The organism is Pseudoalteromonas byunsanensis (genome assembly GCF_001854475.1).
Taxonomy (GTDB): Bacteria; Pseudomonadota; Gammaproteobacteria; order Enterobacterales; family Alteromonadaceae; genus Pseudoalteromonas; species Pseudoalteromonas byunsanensis.
The window spans coordinates 222,219-245,860 of record NZ_MNAN01000026.1 but is presented as its reverse complement, the minus strand read 5'-3'; the positions used below and the strand labels follow the sequence as shown (position 1 = coordinate 245,860).

Genomic DNA, 23,642 nt, shown 5'->3' with positions numbered 1-23,642 from the left:
ATTTGAGGTTTTTACTTCGCATTTTTCGTTTCGTTTAGGTAAAGTTCAATTGAAATAAAAACAATAGAGATAAAACAATGCAAAAATTTGCCCCTTCCATATTGGTGTTGGCATTGAGTGCTGCACTGGCGGGCTGCCAAGATAAAGGCCCGCAAAAAGATAAAGTAAATATCGATAAAAACCCTTACCCAAGCACCTATAAAGCTATGCCTGCAACCGCAACTTTGATCACAAATGCGACGGTTCTAACAGGTACGGGGGAGCGTTTAGACAGTGCCGATGTTTATATCGTCGATGGTAAAATAAGTCAGATTGGTGTTGATCTTAATGTGCAAGCAGATACCACGGTTGACGCTCAAGGTAAGTGGGTAACACCTGGGATCATTGATGTGCATTCGCATTTAGGTGCTTATCCAAGCCCAGCGGTTGAATCACACCAAGATGGCAATGAAATGGTAAGCCCAAATACAGCACAGGTATGGGTTGAGCATTCAGTATGGCCCCAAGACCCAGGTTTCAATCGAGCTCGCGAAGGTGGGATCACAACGTTACAAATTTTACCTGGTTCAGCGAATTTATTTGGCGGGCGTAGTGTTACATTGAAAAACGTTCCAGCACATACTATGCAAGGTATGAAGTTTCCTGATGCACCTTATGGTTTAAAAATGGCCTGTGGTGAAAACCCTAAGCGTGTATATGGCGCTAAGGGCGTAGCACCATACACGCGTATGGGTAATATGGCTGGCTATCGTCAAGCGTGGATTGAAGCGACAGAATATAAACGTGCTTGGGAGCGTTACGAACAAGAATATGCAGCAGGAATGAATCCTGATGCACCAAAGCGTGACATTAGGTTAGATACACTTAGAGGTGTATTAGATGGTGAGATCTTAATTCATAACCACTGTTATAAAGCTGAAGAAATGGCGATGATGATTGACTTGGGTAAAGAGTTTAATTATCACTCAGGCACGTTCCACCATGGTATAGAAGCATATAAAGTTGCAGATTTACTGGCTGAAAATGGTAACTGTGCAGCACTATGGCCAGATTGGTGGGGCTTCAAGATGGAAGCTTACGATATGGTGCAAGAGAATGTGGCAATTGTAGACGCAGTTAAAAACTCTTGTGCAGTAGTTCACTCTGATTCAGATACAACCATTCAGCGTCTAAATCAGGAAGCCGGTAAAGTAATGTATACCGCTAACCAAAAGGGCTTCAATTTAAAAGAGCAAGATGCTATCAAATGGATAACTTACAACGCGGCTAAATCCCTTGGGGTTGCGGACAAGACGGGCTCATTGGAGCAAGGTAAACAAGCAGATGTTGTAATTTGGGATAAAAACCCGTTTAGCGTGTATGCAAAAGCTGAGCATGTTTACATCGACGGTGCGAAAGTTTATGACCGCAAAGATGAGAAGTATCAAGCTGTTAGCGATTTCATGTTAGGCCAACGATAAGGAGCGTACACCATGACAAAATTAAAGTTATCTATGATCACGGGCGCGTTGCTGGCAAGTTCGGCAGCATTTGCACAAGTCACAGCCATTACGGGTGTTACTGTTCACACTGCTACAGAGCAGGGCACATTAAATAATGCAACAGTATTGATTGAAGATGGAAAAATCAAAGCGATCAACCCTGAAAATGTCACTGCCAATGAGACAATCAATGCAAACGGTTTGGTACTAACTCCAGGCTTTATAGGCTCAATGAATCAGCTTGGTTTGGTTGAAGTGGGTGCTGTGGCAAACTCACGCGATGCTTCTGATGAAAAAGCGGGTTTGGACTTTGATCCAAGCTACGCTTTTAACGCGCGTTCAAGTTTGATCCCATATGCAAGAAAAGGCGGGATCACGCAAAGTGTGGTATCACCTGTCAACTATGATGGTGCATACCAAGGATTAGCATTTACGGCTAATTTAAGCGGCGAGTTTGATAGCGTTACTGATAAACATACTGCATTTGTTATTTACCTTGGGGCAAAGAGCAAGGGCTCACGCGCTCTGTCGTTCCAACAGTTTATTGAAAAGCTGGAAGGCCAAAAAGCCAAGCTAGCGAAAAAAGACGATAAGAAAGATGACAAAAAAGACGCTGACAAACCAAGCGGTGAGGAGCGTGTTCTAACCCAATTATTAAACGGTGAAATGCCAGTTGTTATCTCAGCAAGCCGTGCGGCTGATATTGTTCAGATAATCAAGCTAAAGGCTGAATATGGACTTGATATCATCATCAGTGGTGCCGCAGATGCGGTGTTACTAGCCGACGAACTGGCTAAAGCAGAGATCCCGGTGATTGTTAGTGCTGTATCTAACTTACCTTCAGACTTTGATGCCATGCATGCTACGTTGGAAAATGCCAGTAAGCTTGAAAAAGCGGGTGTGAAAGTGCTACTGACGATAGCAGGAGACAGCAGTCACAACCTTTATCAGCTTCGCTTTGATGCCGGTATCGCTGTGTCTAATGGCATGAGTTACAATAGTGCTATCAAAGCGGTAACAAGTAATGTTGCTGATGCTTTTGCCATTGATGGCGGTAAGATTGCGGTTGGTCAGCCTGCGGATTTAGTACTTTGGAGTGCAGACCCTTTTGAATTGAGCACAACGGTAGAAAAAATGTGGATCAATGGCGAAGAGGTAACAACTGAGTCTCGTCACGATAAGCTTCGTGAGCGTTATACGACGGATTCTGAACTACCACGCGCTTATACTAAATAACAACACTAAACATAGTTTTTGTTTTTAAAAGCTCAGAGCTTAAGCGCTGGGCTTTTTTATTTGTCCTTTCAAAATTGTCAGCGCAAGGGCGACTTTTCATCAGTGGATCATAAATACCGCATAGATTCTCAAATGACATCTTTCAAGGTGTGTATTAGTAACATAAACAGAAGTGAAGGTGATGAATAAGGCCTCAAAGTGACTTATGTCTCACTGTGCCTCGAAAGAACTATCTAAGTAAGGTAGGTTTTTAAAACTGCTACATACGTTTTTACAACTCTAACTATTTCATCAAGTACACACATCTCAAACTAACCGCTTTGGGTATTTATTCTGTGACCCATAAAAGCGATAGAACCACATAATTTCAAGTTATAAGTATATTTATTTTGGGTACGCGATATTTACATTATGTTAATATTGTGTTTCCATGTGCGCGCCAAAAAAATAACAAGTGCAATCTAGTGAGTTATCACTTTGTTCACAAATAACTTAGGGGAAATATATGCTTAACTCTACGCTATCTAATGCGATTAGACTGGCTTTAATGGGTAGTCTGGCATTAACTGGCCAATCTGTATTAGCTGCTGAAAATGACGGCGGTCAAGTACAAAAAGAACAAGAAATTGAGCGCATCGTAACAACTGGTTCTCGTATCGGCCGAGCTCAAATAGAAGGCCCATCACCGGTTGTAGTAATGACCGCTGAAGATATTGAAGCGAAAGGTTTTGGGAATGTTTTTGAAGCGATTCAATCGCTTTCTTCGGCAACAGGTGACACTCAAGGTCAAGGTTATACTAACTCTTTCACGCCGAATGCTGAAACGGTCAACCTTAGAGGCATGGGGGCGAACCGTACATTGGTATTGCTCAATGGCCGTCGTGTCGCTAACTACCCGCGCGCGTTCAATGGCGAAAACAATGTATTTAACTTATCTACCATCAGTGCTGCAGCTATTTCTAGAATCGAGATTTTGACAGGCGGTAGTTCTGCGGTTTATGGTTCTGACGCAATTGCAGGCGTAGTAAACATCATTACAAAAACCAATGTCGATGATACTACAGTACGTTTACGTCATAGCACAACCGACCAAGGTGGCGGTGATAGCAACAAATTCTCAATTACAGGTGGGTTCAGTGAAGGAGATCTTAGTCTGACCTATGCGCTTGAGTATAGTCAACAAGACATGCTGCGTGGATATGAGCGTGACTGGCTAGATGACGTTAATGATGGTCCTGCAACAGAAGATGAACCAGAATATCAAAGAGTTAATTCACGTTCGATTATGGCCGCGACCTACGACGGGGGTTTTAGTTACCTACACCCTGATGAATTTGGTAGTAACCTATGTGACCAATGGAGCGGTTATGAACTATCTGAAAGACCGAGTAGAGGGTTTTACTGTGGGCGCGATAGCACTGGGGATGGTTCATACATCAATGACCGTGAACACCTGTCTTTATACACTAATTTGAGCTGGCAACTTAACTCAAACCATGAGTTTTTTGCAGAAGCGCTCTACTGGGATAGCGAAGCACAAAACCGCGGTGGTTACGGTATTAGCTGGGGCACTGACAGATTACCAGAAGGTATAGCCATTGCAGATCAATGGGTGTGGGATGCAACCAATGACCGTTATTTGTTTATGCAACGTACATTCACCGAAGAAGAGGTGGGTGATGTAAATAAACACTTTAAGGATGAAATGCTTTATGCTGCGGCGGGTTTCAGAGGAACAGTGCTGGATGACTGGAACTATGAGTTGTCTATTTCTCACAGTGCTTCAGACAACTTTGAGCATCAAAATCTAATAGCGTCGGATAAAGCGATAGACTATTTTCTAGGTCAACCTCTAGCAGGTACCACGAATGAGTTCAATCCAGACTTTGACTTGTTCTGGCGTCCATTAGATGCACAAGGCAGAGAAGCGATTGTTGAAGTGAACGACTCAAAAGCTGATGCTTCGGTTACAACGGTTAATGCGTCTTTGACGGGCGCTGTATTTGAATTACCAGCAGGCGAAGTTGATTTTGCCTTGGCCTTTGAGTGGTCATCAGAAGATTACTCAATAAAATTAGACCCTCGTACGCTAGATAAGACAACGGGTTGGGGCAATGGCTTAACTGGCACCGAAGGGGAAGGTGAGCGTGACCGTTACGGTATGGCCGTAGAGTTCCGAGTGCCTCTTACCGAGCAAGTACAGGCTAATATCGCAGGTCGTTACGATTACTACGACGATGAAACAGCAGTAGATGGCGCATTTACCTATCAACTGGGTTTAGAGTACCGTCCATTAGATGAATTACTGGTACGTGCAAACTATGGAACAACCTTTAGGGCGCCAGATATTCACCAAGTTTACGCTGGGCCATCGGGTTTCTATCAGTCATTTACTGATTATTGGCTAGAGAGTAAATGTGTGCAGATAGTGACAGGCCAAGATACTGGCTTATCGCAAGCAGAAAACGACGCAATTACTTATCAGTGTGATATGGACAGTGCGGGTAGGCTCAAAGAGGGTCAGCGTTATCAAGGTACTAGAACCGGTAACAAAGACCTTAAAGAAGAAACAGGTTACTCTGCAACGCTTGGCTTTGTTTGGAGTATCACAGAAGAGATTGATTTAATCTCTGACGTATACCGTATACGTATAGAAGACAAAGTAGAAAGCTGGGATACTGATCATTTCTACAGAACCGAAGCAGAGTGCCGTAATGGCCAATCTGATAACGAAGCATTATGTGCTGATGTGCTCAGTCGTATCAAACGTTTTGATGCTACAGCGCCTAATGTTGGTTTAACGGTGAATACCGCGCATACCACCTATATTAACCAATCACTGAGTGAGCAAACGGGTTTTGATATGAACCTCAAGGCGGGCTTTGATTTAGGTGACTACGGATTAATCGATATCGATTTGAAGTATACCCATGTACTTGAAGTTGTTAACCAAGAGTTCCCTGGTGACGAGATAGACAAAGAATATCGTGATAGTTGGTTAAACAACGACTTCCGCTCACGCTGGGATAATAAATTTGGCTGGCGTAATGATAACTGGGTTGTGCAACTTCAACAAACGCGCTTAGGTTCAAGTTGGAACTATGAAGACCCAGATCCAGAGCGTAATCCATCAGACGATCGTAGAGCATTAGCTTCGCGTATGGCGCCATGGTTGGTTTACAACTTAGGTGTGACCTATGTGATCAATGATGATCATAACGTGAAGCTTGGGGTTAATAACCTTCGTGATTCAAAAGCGCGTAATGATGAAAGCTACATCGGTGGCAGCCCTTGGTTTAACCGCGCAAGATACCCGGTGACTACTGCTGTTATGGGACGTACTTTCTCAATAGAGTGGGTAGCACGTTTTTAAGTAACAGTATCACGTTAGCGGTCGAGTTATTGGCCGCTACTTGATATGCAGCAAGCAAAAAAATACCCAGCATAGGCTGGGTATTTTTTATAAAGCATTAAATACTTAGTAAGTCGCACTGCCTTTAGTACGTGGGAAAGCGATAACGTCACGTACGTTACCCATACCCGTTACGTAGGCAACTAAGCGCTCAAAGCCAAGACCAAACCCTGAATGTGGTACTGTACCGTAACGACGTAAATCGCGGTACCAACTGTAGTCTTCTTTATTTAAGCCCATTTCTTCTAAACGCGTATCTAACACGTCTAAACGCTCTTCACGCTGAGAACCACCGATGATCTCTCCGATACCTGGAGCAACCACGTCCATCGCTGCAACCGTTTTACCGTCTTCGTTCTGACGCATGTAGAAAGCTTTGATATCGCGAGGGTAGTTTTTGATAACCACAGGCGCTTTGAAGTGCTCTTCTGCTAAATAACGCTCGTGCTCTGATTGAAGGTCAACGCCCCACTCAACAGGGAACTCGAACTGCTTATCGCAATCTTTAAGAATGTCGATAGCATCGGTGTAATCCACCTGAGCAAAGTCTTTTTCAACGAACTCTTCTAAACGTGAAATAGCCGTTTTCTCAATACGTTGAGCGAAAAACTCCATGTCGTCACGACGCTCTTCTAATACCGCTTTGAATACATACTTAAGCATGCTTTCTGCAAGCTTTGCGATGTCTTCAAGATCAGCAAAAGCGACTTCCGGCTCTACCATCCAAAACTCTGCCAAATGGCGTGAGGTATTGGAGTTTTCTGCGCGGAAAGTTGGACCAAAGGTATAAATCTTTGACATGGCACTTGCGTATGTTTCGCCGTTAAGCTGGCCTGATACGGTCAGAAACGCTTCTTTACCAAAGAAGTCTTCACTGTAATCAACTTCGCCTTTATCTGTGCGAGGCAGATTGTTCATATCAAGTGTAGAAACACGGAACATTTCACCGGCACCTTCACAGTCACTGGCTGTGATAATCGGTGTGCTGATCCACATATAACCTTGCTCGTGGAAAAAGCGGTGAATTGCCTGAGATAGGCAGTTACGTACACGCGTTACAGCACCAATCACGTTAGTACGTGGGCGCAAGTGAGCGTGCTCGCGTAAATACTCAATACTATGACGTTTAGCAGCCATAGGGTACGTGTCTGGATTTTCAACCCAACCCAATACTTCAACTGAGTTAGCTTGAATTTCGAATGCTTGACCTTGACCTTCTGATTGAACTAACACGCCTGTTACTTTTACAGAGCAACCAGCCGTTAAGCGGGTAACTTCATCATAATTATTGAGCGAATTAGGAACAACCGCTTGGATAGGATCAAAACAAGAACCGTCATGAACGGCTAAGAAAGAAATACCTGCTTTTGAATCGCGGCGTGTACGGATCCAGCCTTTGACTGTTACCTGGCTGTCGACCGCAACGGTGCCCTTGAGTAGCTCCGTTATCGCTATGTGGCTCATCTTCACTCCAATGATATAAGTTACCTAATAATTATTCGATTGTACCTGTAAAAATTATACAGGCACGTGAGCCGTATCTTACCTTTGATAAAGCAATAAAAAAACACTCAATTGCAACTCTTTTACAAGTTAATTCGTCTTGAGTCGTTTTAAACGTGATTTTGTGCTTTTTTTGAGCGCTCAAGCGGGGCTTTTATGCCGCTGGATGTAGCTGAACATACATTGTTCATGTAATTCATGATTAAATTTTAAAAGTGTGGCATGATACGCGCTTATTTATGTTGATTGCTCACGACTTAGGTAACGTTAATTGTCGATGAAACAAGTTTTTATATTAAGGGGCTTACCCGGGTGTGGTAAGACACATTACGCGCAAACGCTGGCTGATGAATTAGTAGCAGGTGATGAAAGCCAATATTTGATCTGCTCAACTGATGACTACTTTTATAATGATGCGGGTGAGTATCATTTTGAGAAGTTTAAGCTGCCACAATATCACAACCTTAATTTAGCTCGCTTTATAAATGGGCTGGGCGAGGGGATCCCTCTGGTGATTGTTGATAATACCAATATCAAAAAGTGGGAATTTGTTGCATATAGTGCGGCGGCAACGGCATTAGGCTATCAGGTCAAAGAAGTCATCGTTGGCGAAGTAAAAGATAAATCAATGCAGCATCTTTACGCAAAGCGAAACACTCATGGTGTGGCACTGAAAACCATCAGCAAGATGGCATATATTTTTGAGTGGTAATAGGAGAGCAGGTATGTACTCTCCTATGTTAAATAGTGTCTTAATTGTTGCCAATATGCTTACCTTCACTAAACACTTTAAACTGTTCTATTAATACCTGCTCAAATCCATTTTCAGCGAGTAATGTTGTAAAGGAAGATGGGTTTGCTAAGTTGTCGTTCCAAAATTGAATGGCAGTTGGCACAATTGAGATCCCCGCAACAAGTTTACCGCTGAAATCGGTTACAGTGCGCACATCAAAAATAAGAGGGTTGTTGATAAGTGCTGTTTTAGCAGACTCAACAAGCGTGTCCGTTGTGCAGCTAGACTGTGTCGGTTGATACGTATTGCCACTAATGTCTTTGACAGTAATTGCTACTTTTAGATTGCCAAAGCTTTGCTCTGGTTTAACGATTTGAGCCAGGGCTTGCGCAGTTGCTGCTGAACTTGCAATAACATTAACAGTGTTTGTTGAGCTGTCTAAATCTGAAACTATCACTGATGCAGACTGACCCAATGTATATGCTAGAACGCGTTGAAATTGATAAACCGGGCTTGAAAGGCCAACTGTTTGTGTAGACATAATTATATTCCTTTGTAATTCGTAAATTAATCTCTGTCAGCTCGTGAACAGCACAACACACCTTTTTTTTGAAGGTCGAGTGCTGCACGAAGACAAACAAAATGTAGTCATCTAGCTGGTAAATGTGAATTACATGGCATTACACTTTTATACCAATATATGAAAGATGTAGGCGGCAATTACAGCAGGGATTGCTGAGTATGCAGTGGCGACTAAAGCTGCTGATGGTGCCATGGCAATTGCTGGAAATAGCGCATCGCCATCGTTAGAAATTGCGTTACCCACTAATGCACTAAATGGAATACTGCCCTGAAGGTAAAGGCTGGTCACAACTATTTGAGGGCCGCAGCCAGGAATAAAGCCGACAAAGATAGCGACTAAAGGTGCAAATAAACCAATTTGGCCAAACCAAAGTGATATATCCAATTTAAATGTACTTACGCACACTTCATAGACCATAAAGCTTGCTATAACCCAAACACTAACAAACTGAGTGTCTTTTATAACACGCTCAAAGTAATTGTTATGAGCAGTTACACAAGTTTTTTGCTTTTGTTTGGTAGGAATTACAGCCCAAGAGAAAACCACCAACAGTGCCAAAGTGCAGCCTAAGTATTCAAGCAGCGCTTGCGATTGTCCAAATTCAAAGTTAAATGCTATGAGTAGAGCGAACATTAGACTTGGCCACAATAAGAATTGAGAACAGCGAATAATACAGGTTGTTTTTTCCTGCTCAAGGCTTTCAATTACACTTTTAGTTTGCTTTGCTAACAATGTGGGTTGAAATTTTGCTGGTAATGCGTTGGCTGTTAAGCCACTTAAAATACCAACGACAATCCCAATGGCGATAATCGAGATGGCCGTCATAGGTTGTTTAGCGAGCAGCAAAAACGCAGCATCGCCCATGGTGGCTGTTAACACAGCTACGAGTGCACCGAAGCTGGCTTGCTGTTTCGTATATTGAGTAACAACGATAATTGCCCCACCGCAGCCTGGGAGAGCACCTAATACCGAGGCATAGCACATTTCAAGTAGCGGGGATTTTTGTTTTATACGAGACAGTTCTAAATTGGGAAACTTTTTAGCAAAAATAAAATAGACATAAAGTGTACTTGCAACAAAAACGGTTACTTGAAAATATGCGTCGGCTAATGTCGTTCTGGTTAGCTCTCCAAGCGATTCAGTCATTAATGCCAGAGTGAGCAGTAGAGGAAAAATTAATCGCTTAATATTAAACGAGATACGTAAATGGGAATTGAGTTGAAATGTAGTTAAACGCGCTAGCTGCAACATAAGTGTGACCAAATTAAAAAACTTAGTCACACTATATATCAATCTAAATGATAATCAATATCATTTGCGTTGAAACTCAGAGGTTGCGTTCCAAGTTGGCCACTGAGGCTGTTGAGAAATTTCGTAACCTACCTTGTAAAACAACTGTAAGTCTTGCACTGCACCGCTTAAGTCCCACTCGTCGCGGTAGCGGTCACATGGCTGGTGATAACAGCCTCGAAGCACAAGGCTCATGCGCTTACGATAATCCGCGGTTTGCTCATCAATCGCTTCTGTACCACCGCCTGCGTACATTGCAGGTACACCCATGTTGGCAAATGCGAAGTGATCAGAGCGGTAGTATCCGCCTGAAGCCGGTTTAGGATCGCCAGAAACAACTCGACCTTGCTGTTTTGCAGCATCGGCAAGCATATCGTCAAGAGATGATTTACCAATACCGACAACACTAATATCTTTTACTTTGCCTAGCAGGTTTAAGCTATCCATATTGATGTTTGCGACGGTTTTATTTGCTGGGATCACTGGGTTTGCAGCGTAAAACTTAGAGCCTAATAGCCCTTGCTCTTCAGCGGTAACAGCCAAGAAGGTAATAGAGCGCTGCGGACGAGTTGGCAACTTAGCAAATGCTTCAGCTACTTCAATCATACCGCCAGTTCCGGTAGCGTTATCGTGCGCACCATTGTAGATTTGGTCGCCTTTACGGTTCTTATCTGTACCTAAGTGATCCCAGTGAGCTGAGTAAATCACGTGCTCATCAGGTTTTTCACTGCCAGGCAGGGTGGCGATGAAGTTGTAAGACGTTGAAGTTTTAATTTTACTTTTAACAGTTACAGAGGCTGTTAGATCGCCCATATCAACATGATAAGCGCCTTTTGCCGCATTGGCTTTGGCTGTTTCAAAGTCAAGGCCGGCTTTGCTGAATAACTCTTTGGCTACATCTGTGGTGACCCAGCCTTCAACAGCTACTCTGTCCATGTTGTTATTAGCTTTTTGGAAACCAAATTGTTCACCACTCCAAGAGTTCTCGACCACACTCCATGGGTAAGACGCCGGTGCCGTTTCGTGAATAATAATGGCGCCAGCAGCTCCTTGGCGGCTTGCTTCTTCGAACTTGTAGGTCCATCGACCATAGTAGGTCATTGCTTCACCAGTAAACATACTAGGATCTTTAGTCGCAAAACCCGGGTCGTTAACCAGCATAACGACGGTTTTACCTTTTACATCTAGGCCGTCGTAGTCATTCCAATTGTATTCTGGTGCGTTAACACCATAACCAACAAACACTAACTCAGATTCTTGAATAGATTCCAATGGGCTGATACGACTGGTACCCATTACCATGTCATTTTTGTATTGATATGCTTTACCGCCAATATCTAAGGTCATGTTCGCGTCAGCTTCAATAGAAACTAAAGGAACTTCTTGGAAGAAGCTGTCACCGTTGCCTGGTTGGTACCCTAATGCTTTAAACTGGTCACTCAAATAAGCGAGCGTCAACTCTTCGCCTTTAGAAGAAGGTGCGCGGCCGCCAAACTCGTCTGAAGCAAGTGTTTTGATATGTTGAGCCAGTTGTTGAGCGTTGATACTTTCATAAGCTGCTTGCACATCAGCATTGGTGTTAGAAGTTGTACTTGCGCAGCCTGCAAGCACAGCAACAGCCAAAGCGCTGAGAGATATTTTTAATTTCATAGCTGTTCTTTTGTTATTTAGTTAAGAGGCGTAAGTATAAACATAAATAACCCTAACTTTCGAGCAAGTGCGATAGTCGTCAGGATCTGGCGTTGGCGCTTGGAGCAACTTGGGGTAAACTGACGCAAAGAATTTTTATGTAGTTAGTAATGAAAAAGTTCACGCCACCAGAAACCTTCGATCCACAATTGCTCAGCGGCGGAGCGTTTGAGCACTTAAACCATATATTCAAGTTAAATGAGCACAACAATTGGCCTACCTTTGGGTGGCTAAATGCTTTAGGCCCTGTGCAAAACCGCAATGGAAAAGCTCTAGAATTTGTTCCCGACGCTCTGTTACAAGATGAAACTCGTTATTATGAACAAATCATTTATGAAACAGGACGAGTTCCTACCAGAGAACAAAATTGGCATGATCTATTCGGTGTGATGATCTGGTGCTTATTTCCTAAAACTAAGGCGTTGTTAAACAAGCAACATATTGTTGAAATTGACAAACATGGTCTAAAGCAACGCAGTAAACATAGAAACGCATTAACCTTGTTTGATGAATGTGGTGTTGTGTTAGCAATGACAAACGGCACTTTCGCTGAGCAACTTAAAAATCACTGTTGGGTTGATGCTTTTGTCGCTCAAAGATCAGGTTGGGACAAAGAAATTAAAGCTTTCATATTCGGCCATGCTAATTATGAAATGCTTACTCAACCATTTATCGGCCTAACTGGAAAGGCTTTGTGTGTTGAGGTTGATGAGACATTTTTTGAATTAGACTTGCACTCACAATATGCATGTTTAGACACACTGTTAGTAGATATGATAGAGAATCAAGGTGTACTTAACGATAACACGCAGTTATCGCCTTTGCCTTTACTCGGCATCCCAAATTGGTTCTCTGCTAATCAGTCTCCAGAATTTTATAACAATACAAACTACTTCAGAGCTAAGCGAAGGAACACACATGATAGAAGTCAAAGCGTTAAAAAAACGCTTCAAGCTGACCAAAGCACACAGACAAAAGGGTAAGTCGACTGACGTAAGAGAGCGAGATGGTTACTTCCATTCCGTACAAGATGTTAGTTTTACTTGTAATCGAGGAGAGGTGCTGGGTCTACTAGGCCCCAATGGAGCAGGAAAAACAACCACATTACGCATGCTCTCTACTGCACTTAAACCAGACAGTGGGCAAATCCATATCAATGGACAAGATGTCGTAGCAAGGCCACTTGTAGGTAGAAAATCAATCGGTTTTCTATCGGGTTCAACGGGCTTATATGGGCGTTTGAGCGCCAAAGAAAACGTAGAGTATTTTGCAAAACTTCATGGTTTAAAGGGACGAGCGCTAAAAACGCGCTGTGATGAGTTATTTGAAGTACTCGATATGGGATCTTTTTTAAATAAGCGAGCTGAGCACCTTTCAACAGGCATGAAACAAAAGGCAAATATCGCAAGAGCAGTTGTTCATCAACCTGATGTAGTCGTGTTGGATGAACCTACTACTGGGTTGGATATTATGACCACGCAAACCGTTATCAACTTTATTCGTGAGCTTAAAAGTAAAGGAACACCGGTTATTTTTTCTACTCACCATTTAGATGAGGTAGCGCTGCTGTGCGACAGGATATGTGTAATTGATAGAGGAGTTAGTTGTTTCGATGACACTCTTGAGAACTTTAAAGTGAAAGGGCAAAGCCAAGAACTCAATCAGGCATTTTTGAATTTGTTACAGGGAGTCGCGCATGTTTGAGGTATTCAAAAAAGAATTACTAGAGCTGATCAGAGATAAAAAAACGTTATTCTTTGTTTTAGCGCTACCTATGCTCGTGTTTCCGGTGATCATGGCGCTAGTTGGCTTTTTGGGCTCTCAGGCAACTTTAAAGGCTGAACAAAAGGTACATACATACTACATTGTCAACGAGCAGCATGGACAAGCCTATGCTGAGCGTGTTTTTTACCACAAGAGCTTTAAGAAATACGCTGGCGAAGAGACATTTTCTAGCGTAGAAGAGCTAAAGCAGGCAGTGCGAAGCGGCATCATAGATGTGGGGATATTTTTACAAAGTGATCCGCAAAAAGAGCTGAGCAAAGGTAAGCAGGCAAATTGGCAAGTGGTATTTAATGATGCACAAAGCATTAATTTTATTTATGACAGGCTGCGCTCATTGGCAAATGAGGTTTCTGAAAACCTACGTGAACAAACGCTTATAGAACTAGGAATTGAAAAAGAAAAACAACAAGCGATTTTACAGCCTATTTTGATCAGTAAAGTGGATACGGCCGATAAGCGTGAAAATTTGGGGGAAAAGTTAGGGGCGTTTATTCCTTACTTGCTGATCCCATTGGTATTGATGGGCGCAAGTTACCCAGCTATTGATTTGGGAGCAGGAGAGAAGGAGCGGGGGACGCTCGAAACCTTACTTTTGACACCTGTGACTCGCACCCAATTAGTGCTCGGTAAATTTTTAACAGTATTGCTGAGTTCATTAGCGTGTGCGACGGTGACGGTATTAAGCATGGCAGTGTGGGTGTCGGTCGCAATCAGCTTTGTGAAGCTAGATACGGTAAAATCAGCGTTTTCGAGTGTCACAGGCACTGACTTTTTACTGATTTTTGCGTTGCTTGTGCCGATTGCCGCGATATTTTCGTCCTTAGTGTTAGCGATTTCAATCTATGCACGCACTTTTAAAGAAGCTCAAAATTATATGGCACCTTTAAGCATGGGCGTGTTTTTGCCTATTGTAGTATCACTAATGCCTAATATGGAGTTGACAGCAAAAACAGCATTGATCCCTGTAACTAACGTAGCATTAGCGATTAAAGAAATCATCAAAGGAACCGTAGATTATGGCCTACTAACCATGATAGTTATTGCGTCAGCTTTATTAGCTACAGTCTTATTAGCTTTTTGTGTTCGCTGGTTCTCAAAAGAGGAAGTGTTATTTAGATAGACGGCAGAAAATCATATGTGAAAGCGCAAAATATGCGTTTTGCGCTTTTACGACTTTTAGTTAGGCTGCTTTGGCGTCATTAGCTTTAACTTCACCCAATTCAACCACATTCATAACATGTTGAATATCAGACCAGTGCAGCAGTTCAATACGACCATTTTTACCTTCAACCAAAGCTGTGCAGTTCTCTATCCAATCTCCATCGTTGCAGTACACTATGCCATCTTGTACTTTGATTGCTGGCTGATGTATATGACCACAGATAATGCCATCAACCCCTTGCTTTTTAGCTTCATGAATAGCTGCTGATTCAAATGCGTTAATTGCAGCACGCGCTTTATGAACGCGATTTTTGAGCCATGATGCTAATGACCAATAATGGCCGCCATATAAACGCCGTATACGATTAGTCCAACGGTTTAAAAATAATAGAAAATCGTACGCTGCATCTCCTGCAATACTAATTAACTTGTTATAACGGGTTGCAGAGTCAAAGTCATCACCATGCAAAAGCAAGAATTTCTTACCCAAAGACGTGGTATGGATAAAAGTTCTGTGAACTTCAACATTAAACAGGTTCTTGCCTACATATTTGCGAAAGGTTTCATCGTGGTTACCAGGAATATAAACCACTCGGGTGCCGGATTCAGCTTTGCCTTGAATACATTCAAGCACTTTATAATGCGATGGATGCCAATAAAACTGTCGTTTCATTGACCATAAATCAACAATGTCACCCACTAAATAAAGCACATCACAGCGGGTACTATTCAAAAAATCTAGCAAATAATCGGCTTTGCAGTCCTTATAGCCTAAATGTACATCTGAGATCCAGATGCTGGGGTAGTACGCTGTAGTCATAGTCCGTGGCCTCAAGCGTAATAAAATCTAAATTAGAGCGCTTAGATGAACAAGCCATGACATTTGTACGACAGATTAGAGAAAGTATTGATGTAGGTGAGTGGAATCTACGAAGTTTTGCAGGTTTATTCTTTTTAGTCATAAATAGTCTAATGGAAGCCGCATGATGCGGCTTCCATTAGCTATGCCCAAGTCTATTTCTTATATTTTTCAAACCATGCGAGTGTGTGTTCAATTTTACTGATCATTCGCGAAGGTCTACCCGCAATTCCATGCGGAGCTCCTGGGATTTTGACCAATACAGAGTCAACTTTCCGATGCTTCAATGCCTGGTAAAATTGTTCAGTCTCAGCCATTGGCGTACGTAAGTCTTCTTCTCCTGTCATGAGCATGGTAGGGGTGGTGACATTCCCAACCAGTGACAGTGGAGAGCGCTGCCAGTAATGCTCCATATGCTCCCACGGCATACCAGGAAATTGTGTTGGGATCTGTAATAAGCCACTATCAGCCGTAAGCACTTTACTCAACCAGTTGATAACTGGTTTAACAACAACCGCAGCATTAAAGCGATTGGTCAAGCCAATGGCATAGGCGGTTGCAATCCCCCCGGCCGAACCACCAGCGATAAACAAGTTGTTTTTGTCAATAAAGCCTTTGTCCAGCATAGCGTCTACACCAGAGTTGTGATCTGCAAAATCTTCTTTGGAGCTGTATTTATATTTCAATAACATGGCGAAGCGCTTACCGTATGAACTACTTCCTCTGTGATTGTCATAAAATACTACATAGCCTTGAGCTGCATAGCGTTGTAACTCAGCAGAAAAATGCGGGCCATAGGCTAAATGTGGGCCACCATGAATTTCTAATAATAATGGGTACTTCTTGGTAGGGTCGAAATTGGGTGGAGTGATGTACCAACCTTGGATTTGCTCTTCATCGAAAGATGACGCATAGGTAATTTCGTGTACTTTACCCAGCTCTTTATGAGCGAGCAAATCTTCGTTTAACTTAGTGAGCTGTTTCACTTTGCCTTTAGTGGTTGTTAGTGCGACATCAGCAGGGCGCTGACTGCTACCTTTAGTAAAAGCGATTTCGCCTTTATAGTTAGCACTAAACTGTCCACTTAAGTAAGGGCGTCCCAACGTGGTACCAGACAAGCTGTCAGTGAGGTCACTTATTTTTCCATTTGTGGTGATGGTCGCGAGTTTTTTCATACCGTGGTCATCGTATGAAATAGCGAGCTTTGAGGTGCTTACCCAAGTTGGGTTTTCTATGGAGCGGTCAAAGTCTTCTGCGATAAGTAGGCTCTTTTTAGTTTGCCAATCCATGATGTTCAACTTGTGGTTACGATAGGGATTAAGTTCACCTGATGCACTTAGATAAGCGAGCTGTTTACCATTTTGTGAAAAGCTCGGTGAATGCTCTTTCCCTGGTGCAGAAGTTAATTGGGTAATTTGGCCATCAAAATTTACCTCAAATAAATCACCCTCAAGGCCTTTGTATTCCCAATCACTAATGCGGTTCGCAGAAAAGATAATGCTTTTTGAGTCGGTACGCCAAGCTAATTTACCGCCGTGGTGATAATTCCCTGATGTAAGTTGACGTGGTGTTCCGCCTTCACTTGGTAATATAAATATCTGACGGTAACCGGGTTTGACCAAACCGCGGCCATCAGCTTGATAATATGCGCGATCAATGACTATTGCAGGCTCTGACCAACTAGCCCCTTTTGGAGGTGTTGGCATTTTGGCAATAACAGTTGGTTTTTCTTCAACCTTTTGGCTGAATGCAAGCCATTTCCCATCTGGTGACCAAGTTAAATCGCTCACTTCTGATTTAAGCTGAGTGAGTAACGCGCTCCGGTTTTGTTTAAGATAATGTACGTGAATTTGGTTGCTACCCGAGACATTACTGACAAAAGCAAGTTTATTTCCATCGGGTGACCATCTTGGTTGATTGTAACGATTTTCGTCAGAAAATAGAGGTGATTGGGTGTTGGATTTGCTATCAACTAACCATAAGTTTTGTCTTTTGGCATCTTTGATAACATCATTGCTATTTCGTACGTAAATGATCTGTTCGCCATTGGGTGAGATCTGCGGATCACTTGCGTACTCGAGTTCAAAAATATCTTCCGCTTGAAGCCCTAAGTTCGCTTGTGCACATACAGGCAGTACAGAAAATGCAAAGAATGTACACTGTAAGGTTTTTTTTAGCCTAAAAGACATATTAACTCTTCCTTATAAATAATTTCTTTAATATTGATGACATAGTTATTCAGCTCGATGTGAATGTCACTTCATAAGCGATAAAATTGAATAAAAACCAGATGTGTTTAATTTCTACTGTACTAGGGCTACAGATAACTGTGCTTATCATAGCGTTAAGTCTTGTCTGCAATAAGACCGATATTTTTAATTTTATCAACATGTTGACTGTGTTGAGAGGGAGAAAGGCTTGGCAATAAATGTGACCTTTAGAGCTCTGATGGCTATACCTTATTAAGGGTGTTATTTTTAATCTGACGGATACCAGTTACGGCGATCACACTAACCCAAGAAGAAAAAAGTATCTTAAAGAACGTATCGATCCCGCCTCGTCCAGAGGCGCTAATTGAATTTTCGCACGAGGCCAAAAAACCAGAACCTAACATAGGCACTATCGCAAAAATTCTTCATTCTGATGTGGGTATTTCGGCTGCTGTTTTGCAAGTCGTTAATTCTGCTGCTTTTCGCCGAGCCCGAGAGATTGACTCTATCGACCAAGCAATAATGACCTTAGGTCTTAAACGATTAGTGCCACTTGTTAAAGCGGTCGCTTTGAGAGCAACTGTGGGTCAAAATACTGAAATAGCACAATGGCTCCCTATGTATACTTTGATTATGGGATGGTTTGGAATTTTTAAAGGTTAGGAAGGAAGTAAGTAGTGCTAAGAGACCTAAACGATTCAACTTAACACTACTAACAGCCAGTGGTTAATTAACCACGAATTTGCGCTGTAATTACGGCAACTGCCTCTTCGATATCTAGCATTTGCTTTTCACCTGTGCGGCGGTTTTTAAGCTCTACTTGATTATTGTCTAGGTTGCGCTCGCCAATAACAAGGGTATAAGGCACGCCAAGTAGTTCCATGTCATTGAACATCACACCAGGGCGCTCTTTACGGTCATCAAACAAAACGTCAATACCGGCAGCTTTAAACTCGCTATACAAGCGCTCTGCAATTTCTGGAATACGGTGTGACTTGTGCATGTTCATAGGCACTATCGCAAGTTCAAATGGAGCAAGCGCTGTGGGCCATTTAATGCCGTAGTCATCATTGTTTTGCTCAATTGCTGCGGCAACGATACGCGAAACACCAATTCCATAACATCCCATAGTCATGATCTGGTTTTTTCCATTTTCACCAAGTACGCCAGCGTTCATTGCTTCCGAGTATTTAGTACCAAGCTGGAAAATGTGACCCACTTCGATACCACGTTTGATTTGTAGTACACCTTTTCCACATGGGCTTTGGTCACCTTCTACGACGTTACGCAAGTCAAATACTTCATATTCAGCAACGTCTCTGTCCCAGTTGATCCCGCTGTAGTGCTCGCCATCTTTGTTTGCACCAGCAACAAAGTCAGCCATAACAGCTGCACTGCGGTCAACGATAATTGGCATGTTAAGTCCAGCAGGACCAAGTGAACCTGGGTGAGCACCAATAGCAGCAAAGATATCTTCTTCTTTAGCCATTTCAAGCGGCGAGTCAACTAGAGGATGTTTTTCAGCCTTTAACTCGTTCAGTTCATGATCACCACGTAGGATCAAAGCAACTAAGCCGCGTTGTTCATTTTCATCAGGCGCACCGTATACGATCAAAGTCTTCACACCGCGGTGAGGTTTCACACCATGCAGCGTTTTTAGAGCAGCAATGGTTTTCGCTTCAGGCGTTGCAAAGGTGTTTAACTCTTTGCTTGGTTCTGGGCGTGCTTCCGTTGGTGCTAGAGCTTCAGCTTTTTCGATATTAGCTGCGTAGTCACTTTCAGTACTAAATGCGATAGCATCTTCACCTGATTCAGCAAGCACGTGGAACTCGTGAGATACACTGCCGCCGATAGAACCTGTGTCAGCAATTACAGGACGGTAATCAAGACCCAAACGCTCAAACACGTTACAGTAAGCTTGATGCATACGTTGATACGTTTGTGCTAAACACTCGTCAGTCATATGGAAAGAATAGGCATCTTTCATGGTAAATTCACGCGCACGCATTACACCAAAACGAGGACGAACTTCGTCACGCACTTTAGTTTGTACTTGGTATAAGGTCAGTGGTAACTGCTTATAACTGCTGATCTCTTTACGAACAAAATCGGTGATTACTTCTTCGTGTGTTGGACCAAGTGCAAATGGGCGGTTGTGTCTGTCGTGAATACGCAGTAATTCGGGACCAAACTGTTCCCAACGTCCTGATTCTTGCCAAAGGTCGGCTGGTTGGATAACGGGCATAAGCATTTCGATAGCACCTGCTTTATCCATTTCCTCACGTACAACTTGCTCTACTTTGCGTAGCACTTTTAATCCAGATGGCAGCCAAGTGTATAAACCTGAAGCCAGTTTGCGGATCATGCCCGCACGTAGCATTAACTGGTGGCTGATTATTTCAGCATCTGATGGCGTTTCTTTTAAAGTCGCCAAGATATATTGACTGGTACGCATTATGGTTCCGTTCGTAATGTAATTGTTTTTGGTAATAATGGCCTGTAGTTTAGCAGCGCCAGCTCGCTAGACAAAGCGTTTATTCTCGGGTTATCTCAATCACTTGATTGTGCTCTGCGTCCACCTGCCAGCGAATATTAAATTCGTATAGGTTCATGCCGTAAAATTGCGTTTGTTGCTTGTGCTTTTTATATGCAGGACGCGGGTCTTGCTTTAGAACGTTCGTGATAAACTCTTTTAATTCAGGATAGCGGGTTTGTCGAGCAATAAATTGCTCAGCCTGTTCGCTAAAACTCACCGTCATTAAAGTTTCAGGTCGGGTATCGGCAAATCCAGCACTGGCATCGGCCATCGCATCTGAGTAGGGTAAATAGGGTTTAATATCGATGATAGGCGTGCCATCTAACAGGTCGATACCAGAGAGTAACAGAGCCAATTGACCATTTTTGTATTCCACACCCTCTAGTTTAACTGCGCTCATGCCAATGCCGTTGGGCCTAAAGGTTGCTCGGGTTGCAAAAACGCCTTTACGTTCGTTGCCACCAAGACGAGGAGGGCGAACCAGAGCTGAATAGCCTTTATCTGCTGTTTCATGAAAACGAAACAATAACCATAAATGAGTGAACTCTTCGATACCGCGGATAAACTCTTCTCGGCTAAAGTCTTCGCAGAATACTAGCTTCGCTTTAGCCTGAGGTACCAGTCGGGGCTGGCGTGGTATTGCAAACTTTTGTTTGTACGGGGATTGAATAAAACCTACGGGCTGGATCTGATAGTTCTGCACTGTATCTCTTATGTTTCGGTTGTTTCGACGGCCGAGATTGTAGCGTGTTAATGGTTGTTAATCCATTACCAGCATCGCTGTGTTTTAGAGGATTACTTTGATATATAGGATGAAGCTGAAGAACTAGTCATCTATTGTGCGCTGCAGTAATGATTCAGTTTCAATGGCGATTTCTTTCATCTTAATTGCATATAATTCAAGTTTTTTTTGCTCTTCAGTTTTAGGTTTAAACTGTGGTACTGGCACGGGGTAACCTGCTTTGTCCATGGCGATAAAGCTAATGATACAGTGGTTACTCTCAACTAAAGATTGCTTTTGTGGGTCGCCACAGCGAACGCGAATAAATATTTGCATACTGGTTTTACCCGTATGGGCGATTTGTGCTGAAACTTCAACTATTTGTCCAACCAGAATTGGCCGCTTAAAGCGAACACCTGCAACGGATACGGTTACACAATAGCTGCCGCTCCAGCCAGCGGCGCAGGCATAACCCGCCTGATCTATCCATTTCATAACAATACCGCCGTGAACTTTTCCACCGAAATTTACATCGGTTGGCTCGGCTAGAAATCTAAATACCACTTCGGAGTGTCCGCTCATGGATCGTTACTCATCGTTATTTCTTTTGATTAAGTATATGCAATATTTGAAGTTTTGCTGAACTTAGCACAAAGCATGAAAAAGGGGCCTCTTTGGCCCCCTGCAATTTAGGTTGGATTATAAATTTTTAGAAAAATTACATGTTAGGGTAGTTTGGTCCGCCAGCACCTTCAGGTGTAACCCAGGTAATGTTTTGGCTGGGGTCTTTAATGTCACAGGTCTTACAATGCACGCAGTTCTGTGCGTTGATCACAAACTGTTTGTCACCCGCGTCATTTTCATTTATTTCATACACACCTGCCGGACAATATCTTTGCGCAGGCTCCGCGTATTTCTCTAAATTAACTGAGATTGGAATACTGGTATCAGCCAGTTTAAGGTGGCATGGCTGAGATTCTTCATGGTTAGTATTTGATAGAAATACCGACGAGAGTTTGTCAAAGCTTAATTTACCATCCGGTTTTGGATACTCAATTTTGTTACTTTCAGAGGCAGGTTTTAGTGTTGCGTGGTCGTGATCCGTATCTTTAAAGGTAAATGGTAGAGAGCCTGAAAAAATATTTTGATCTAACGTATTGTATGCTCCACCCAAAATTCTGCCGAATTTATGGAGCACAGGGCCAAAATTACGCGATTGGTATAACTCTTCATACAGCCAACTTGCTTTAAACTTCTGCGCGAAACTGGTCAGGTCTGCCTGAGGTTGTTCTTCACTTAGTGCTTCGATAATACAATCAGCGGCTAACATGCCTGATTTCATAGCGGTGTGGTTGCCCTTAATTTTGGCAAAGTTCAGTGTACCGGCGTCACAGCCGACCAATAAACCACCAGGGAAGTGCATTTTAGGCAATGAGTGGAAGCCGCCTTTGGCGATAGCTCGTGCACCATATGAAACCCGTTCTGCACCTTCTAACACTTGCGCGAAAATAGGGTGGTGTTTCATACGTTGAAATTCATCGAATGGGCTCAAGTATGGGTTGCTATAGTTGAGGTCGATTATCAAACCAACAACTACTTGATTGTTTTCTGCGTGATACATGAAAGAGCCACCATGGGTATCATTTTCAAGCGGCCAGCCTGTGCCATGCACTACAGTTCCTTCTTTATGTTTACTTGGGTCAATTTGCCAGATTTCTTTAAAGCCAATGCCATAGTGCTGTGGGGTTGCATCTTTATCTAGGTTGAACTGTTTGATGAGTTGTTTACCTAGGTGGCCGCGACACCCTTCTGCGAACACTGTGTATTTAGCACGAAGTTCCATACCAGGCATATAACTATCTTTAGGCTGACCGTCTTTGTCTACCCCCATATCACCAGTGACAATGCCTTTGACTTCGTCATCTTCTACTATCAAAGAATGGGCACTAAAACCTGGGAATATTTCCACACCCAGCTGTTCTGCTTGTTCTGCTAACCAACGACATACGTTACCCATAGAAACGATATAGTTACCATGGTTTTTAAATGTTTTTGGTACTGCAAAATGAGGAATGCTGGTGGCTTTATTTTGATCACCAAACAGGTAAATTTCATCACCTGTGACTTCTGTGGTGATAGGGGCACCTTTGTCTTTCCACTGAGGTAGAAGTTCATCTAGTGCTTTTGTCTCAAATACGGCACCTGACAAAATATGTGCGCCCACTTCAGAGCCTTTCTCAACGACACAGATCATCAGTTCTTTTTCTTGTTGCTGTGCTTGTTGTGCGAGTCGGATTGCGCAAGATAAGCCCGCAGGGCCTGCACCAACCACAACTACATCGAATTCCATGGTTTCGCGTTCAACCATTTTAACCTCACTATGTTTTGACGGTGTATTAACTAAAAAGAGGCTTTAGTTTTGATTACGTTAAAGTAAGGTTAT

18 protein-coding genes are annotated in these 23,642 nt (G+C 42.8%); 8 read left to right on the top strand and 10 right to left on the bottom strand.

The features are described 5' to 3' along the window. Positions 1–77: 77 nt before the first annotated feature. The 3 genes from BIW53_RS04715 (at position 78) to BIW53_RS04705 (ending at position 6,090) form a co-directional block, all read left to right on the top strand. Positions 78–1,460 carry an amidohydrolase gene (locus BIW53_RS04715; RefSeq protein WP_070990696.1) on the top strand — a complete coding sequence of 461 codons (1,383 nt, stop codon included), beginning with the start codon at positions 78–80 and terminating at the stop codon, positions 1,458–1,460. A 12-nt stretch (positions 1,461–1,472) separates the two neighbouring features. Next, positions 1,473–2,717 carry an amidohydrolase family protein gene (locus tag BIW53_RS04710; protein WP_070990695.1) on the top strand — a complete coding sequence of 415 codons (1,245 nt, stop codon included), beginning with the start codon at positions 1,473–1,475 and terminating at the stop codon, positions 2,715–2,717. Between the two features lie 505 nt (positions 2,718–3,222). After that, complete coding sequence (locus BIW53_RS04705) at positions 3,223–6,090, top strand: TonB-dependent receptor plug domain-containing protein (protein WP_070990694.1); 2,868 nt, start codon at positions 3,223–3,225, stop codon at positions 6,088–6,090. Between the two features lie 105 nt (positions 6,091–6,195). Here the strand turns inward: BIW53_RS04705 and asnS are convergent, their stop codons facing one another. Further along, positions 6,196–7,593, bottom strand: a complete 1,398-nt coding sequence (asnS, locus tag BIW53_RS04700) for an asparagine--tRNA ligase (RefSeq protein ID WP_070990692.1) — start codon at positions 7,591–7,593, stop codon at positions 6,196–6,198. Positions 7,594–7,909: 316 nt separating this feature from the next. Here asnS and BIW53_RS04695 point away from each other — a divergent pair, with 316 nt between their 5' ends. After that, entirely contained in the window at positions 7,910–8,344 is a 435-nt protein-coding gene (locus BIW53_RS04695) for an AAA family ATPase (protein ID WP_070990690.1), read from the top strand. Positions 8,345–8,384: 40 nt separating this feature from the next. Here the strand turns inward: BIW53_RS04695 and BIW53_RS04690 are convergent, their stop codons facing one another. The 3 genes from BIW53_RS04690 to BIW53_RS04680 form a co-directional block, all read right to left on the bottom strand. Next, a complete protein-coding gene (locus BIW53_RS04690; protein WP_070990689.1) occupies positions 8,385–8,906 on the bottom strand; it encodes a hypothetical protein in 522 nt (173 codons plus the stop codon). A 147-nt stretch (positions 8,907–9,053) separates the two neighbouring features. Next, a complete protein-coding gene (locus tag BIW53_RS04685) occupies positions 9,054–10,199 on the bottom strand; it encodes a putative manganese transporter (RefSeq protein ID WP_070990687.1) in 1,146 nt (381 codons plus the stop codon). A 60-nt stretch (positions 10,200–10,259) separates the two neighbouring features. Further along, positions 10,260–11,888: a M28 family metallopeptidase gene (locus BIW53_RS04680; RefSeq protein WP_070990685.1), complete on the bottom strand. Its 1,629-nt coding sequence runs from the start codon at positions 11,886–11,888 to the stop codon at positions 10,260–10,262. Between the two features lie 149 nt (positions 11,889–12,037). Between BIW53_RS04680 and BIW53_RS04675 the strand changes: the two genes are divergently transcribed. The 3 genes from BIW53_RS04675 to BIW53_RS04665 are packed head-to-tail and all read left to right on the top strand — an operon-like array spanning position 12,038 to position 14,832. Beyond that, complete coding sequence (locus BIW53_RS04675; RefSeq protein WP_070990683.1) at positions 12,038–12,910, top strand: DUF3025 domain-containing protein; 873 nt, start codon at positions 12,038–12,040, stop codon at positions 12,908–12,910. Beyond that, complete coding sequence (locus tag BIW53_RS04670; protein ID WP_070990682.1) at positions 12,846–13,631, top strand: ABC transporter ATP-binding protein; 786 nt, start codon at positions 12,846–12,848, stop codon at positions 13,629–13,631. The genes BIW53_RS04675 and BIW53_RS04670 overlap by 65 nt, the downstream gene beginning before the upstream one ends. Then, the gene (locus tag BIW53_RS04665; RefSeq protein ID WP_070990680.1) at positions 13,624–14,832 is read left to right on the top strand and encodes an ABC transporter permease; all 1,209 of its coding nucleotides are present in this window, start codon (positions 13,624–13,626) and stop codon (positions 14,830–14,832) included. Before BIW53_RS04670 ends, BIW53_RS04665 begins: the two co-directional genes overlap by 8 nt. 60 nt (positions 14,833–14,892) lie before the next feature. Here the strand turns inward: BIW53_RS04665 and BIW53_RS04660 are convergent, their stop codons facing one another. Both BIW53_RS04660 and BIW53_RS04655 read right to left on the bottom strand, forming a co-directional pair. Continuing rightward, a complete protein-coding gene (locus tag BIW53_RS04660; RefSeq protein ID WP_070990678.1) occupies positions 14,893–15,693 on the bottom strand; it encodes a UDP-2,3-diacylglucosamine diphosphatase in 801 nt (266 codons plus the stop codon). Positions 15,694–15,887: 194 nt separating this feature from the next. Beyond that, complete coding sequence (locus BIW53_RS04655) at positions 15,888–17,921, bottom strand: S9 family peptidase (RefSeq protein ID WP_070990677.1); 2,034 nt, start codon at positions 17,919–17,921, stop codon at positions 15,888–15,890. A gap of 300 nt (positions 17,922–18,221) precedes the next feature. Here BIW53_RS04655 and BIW53_RS04650 point away from each other — a divergent pair, with 300 nt between their 5' ends. Next, the gene (locus BIW53_RS04650) at positions 18,222–18,605 is read left to right on the top strand and encodes an HDOD domain-containing protein (protein ID WP_084228070.1); all 384 of its coding nucleotides are present in this window, start codon (positions 18,222–18,224) and stop codon (positions 18,603–18,605) included. Between the two features lie 67 nt (positions 18,606–18,672). Here the strand turns inward: BIW53_RS04650 and BIW53_RS04645 are convergent, their stop codons facing one another. The 4 genes from BIW53_RS04645 to BIW53_RS04630 all read right to left on the bottom strand — a co-directional run bounded on the left by BIW53_RS04645 (position 18,673) and on the right by BIW53_RS04630 (position 23,567). Further along, a complete protein-coding gene (locus tag BIW53_RS04645; protein WP_070990675.1) occupies positions 18,673–20,397 on the bottom strand; it encodes a proline--tRNA ligase in 1,725 nt (574 codons plus the stop codon). Between the two features lie 79 nt (positions 20,398–20,476). Next, a complete protein-coding gene (gene tsaA / locus BIW53_RS04640; protein ID WP_070990673.1) occupies positions 20,477–21,181 on the bottom strand; it encodes a tRNA (N6-threonylcarbamoyladenosine(37)-N6)-methyltransferase TrmO in 705 nt (234 codons plus the stop codon). Positions 21,182–21,304: 123 nt separating this feature from the next. Continuing rightward, entirely contained in the window at positions 21,305–21,781 is a 477-nt protein-coding gene (locus BIW53_RS04635) for an acyl-CoA thioesterase (protein WP_070990672.1), read from the bottom strand. 136 nt (positions 21,782–21,917) lie between these two features. After that, positions 21,918–23,567, bottom strand: a complete 1,650-nt coding sequence (locus BIW53_RS04630) for an electron transfer flavoprotein-ubiquinone oxidoreductase (protein WP_070990670.1) — start codon at positions 23,565–23,567, stop codon at positions 21,918–21,920. Positions 23,568–23,642 lie beyond the last annotated feature (75 nt).

Bases quoted from the DNA above. Each gene is read 5' to 3' on its own strand.
- BIW53_RS04715 (WP_070990696.1), top strand. From the start codon at position 78: ATGCAAAAATTTGCCCCTTCCATATTGGTGTTGGCATTGAGTGCTGCA.
- BIW53_RS04710 (WP_070990695.1), top strand. From the start codon at position 1,473: ATGACAAAATTAAAGTTATCTATGATCACGGGCGCGTTGCTGGCAAGT.
- BIW53_RS04705 (WP_070990694.1), top strand. From the start codon at position 3,223: ATGCTTAACTCTACGCTATCTAATGCGATTAGACTGGCTTTAATGGGT.
- asnS (WP_070990692.1), bottom strand. From the start codon at position 7,593: ATGAGCCACATAGCGATAACGGAGCTACTCAAGGGCACCGTTGCGGTC.
- BIW53_RS04695 (WP_070990690.1), top strand. From the start codon at position 7,910: ATGAAACAAGTTTTTATATTAAGGGGCTTACCCGGGTGTGGTAAGACA.
- BIW53_RS04690 (WP_070990689.1), bottom strand. From the start codon at position 8,906: ATGTCTACACAAACAGTTGGCCTTTCAAGCCCGGTTTATCAATTTCAA.
- BIW53_RS04685 (WP_070990687.1), bottom strand. From the start codon at position 10,199: ATGTTGCAGCTAGCGCGTTTAACTACATTTCAACTCAATTCCCATTTA.
- BIW53_RS04680 (WP_070990685.1), bottom strand. From the start codon at position 11,888: ATGAAATTAAAAATATCTCTCAGCGCTTTGGCTGTTGCTGTGCTTGCA.
- BIW53_RS04675 (WP_070990683.1), top strand. From the start codon at position 12,038: ATGAAAAAGTTCACGCCACCAGAAACCTTCGATCCACAATTGCTCAGC.
- BIW53_RS04670 (WP_070990682.1), top strand. From the start codon at position 12,846: ATGATAGAAGTCAAAGCGTTAAAAAAACGCTTCAAGCTGACCAAAGCA.
- BIW53_RS04665 (WP_070990680.1), top strand. From the start codon at position 13,624: ATGTTTGAGGTATTCAAAAAAGAATTACTAGAGCTGATCAGAGATAAA.
- BIW53_RS04660 (WP_070990678.1), bottom strand. From the start codon at position 15,693: ATGACTACAGCGTACTACCCCAGCATCTGGATCTCAGATGTACATTTA.
- BIW53_RS04655 (WP_070990677.1), bottom strand. From the start codon at position 17,921: ATGTCTTTTAGGCTAAAAAAAACCTTACAGTGTACATTCTTTGCATTT.
- BIW53_RS04645 (WP_070990675.1), bottom strand. From the start codon at position 20,397: ATGCGTACCAGTCAATATATCTTGGCGACTTTAAAAGAAACGCCATCA.
- BIW53_RS04635 (WP_070990672.1), bottom strand. From the start codon at position 21,781: ATGAGCGGACACTCCGAAGTGGTATTTAGATTTCTAGCCGAGCCAACC.
- BIW53_RS04630 (WP_070990670.1), bottom strand. From the start codon at position 23,567: ATGGTTGAACGCGAAACCATGGAATTCGATGTAGTTGTGGTTGGTGCA.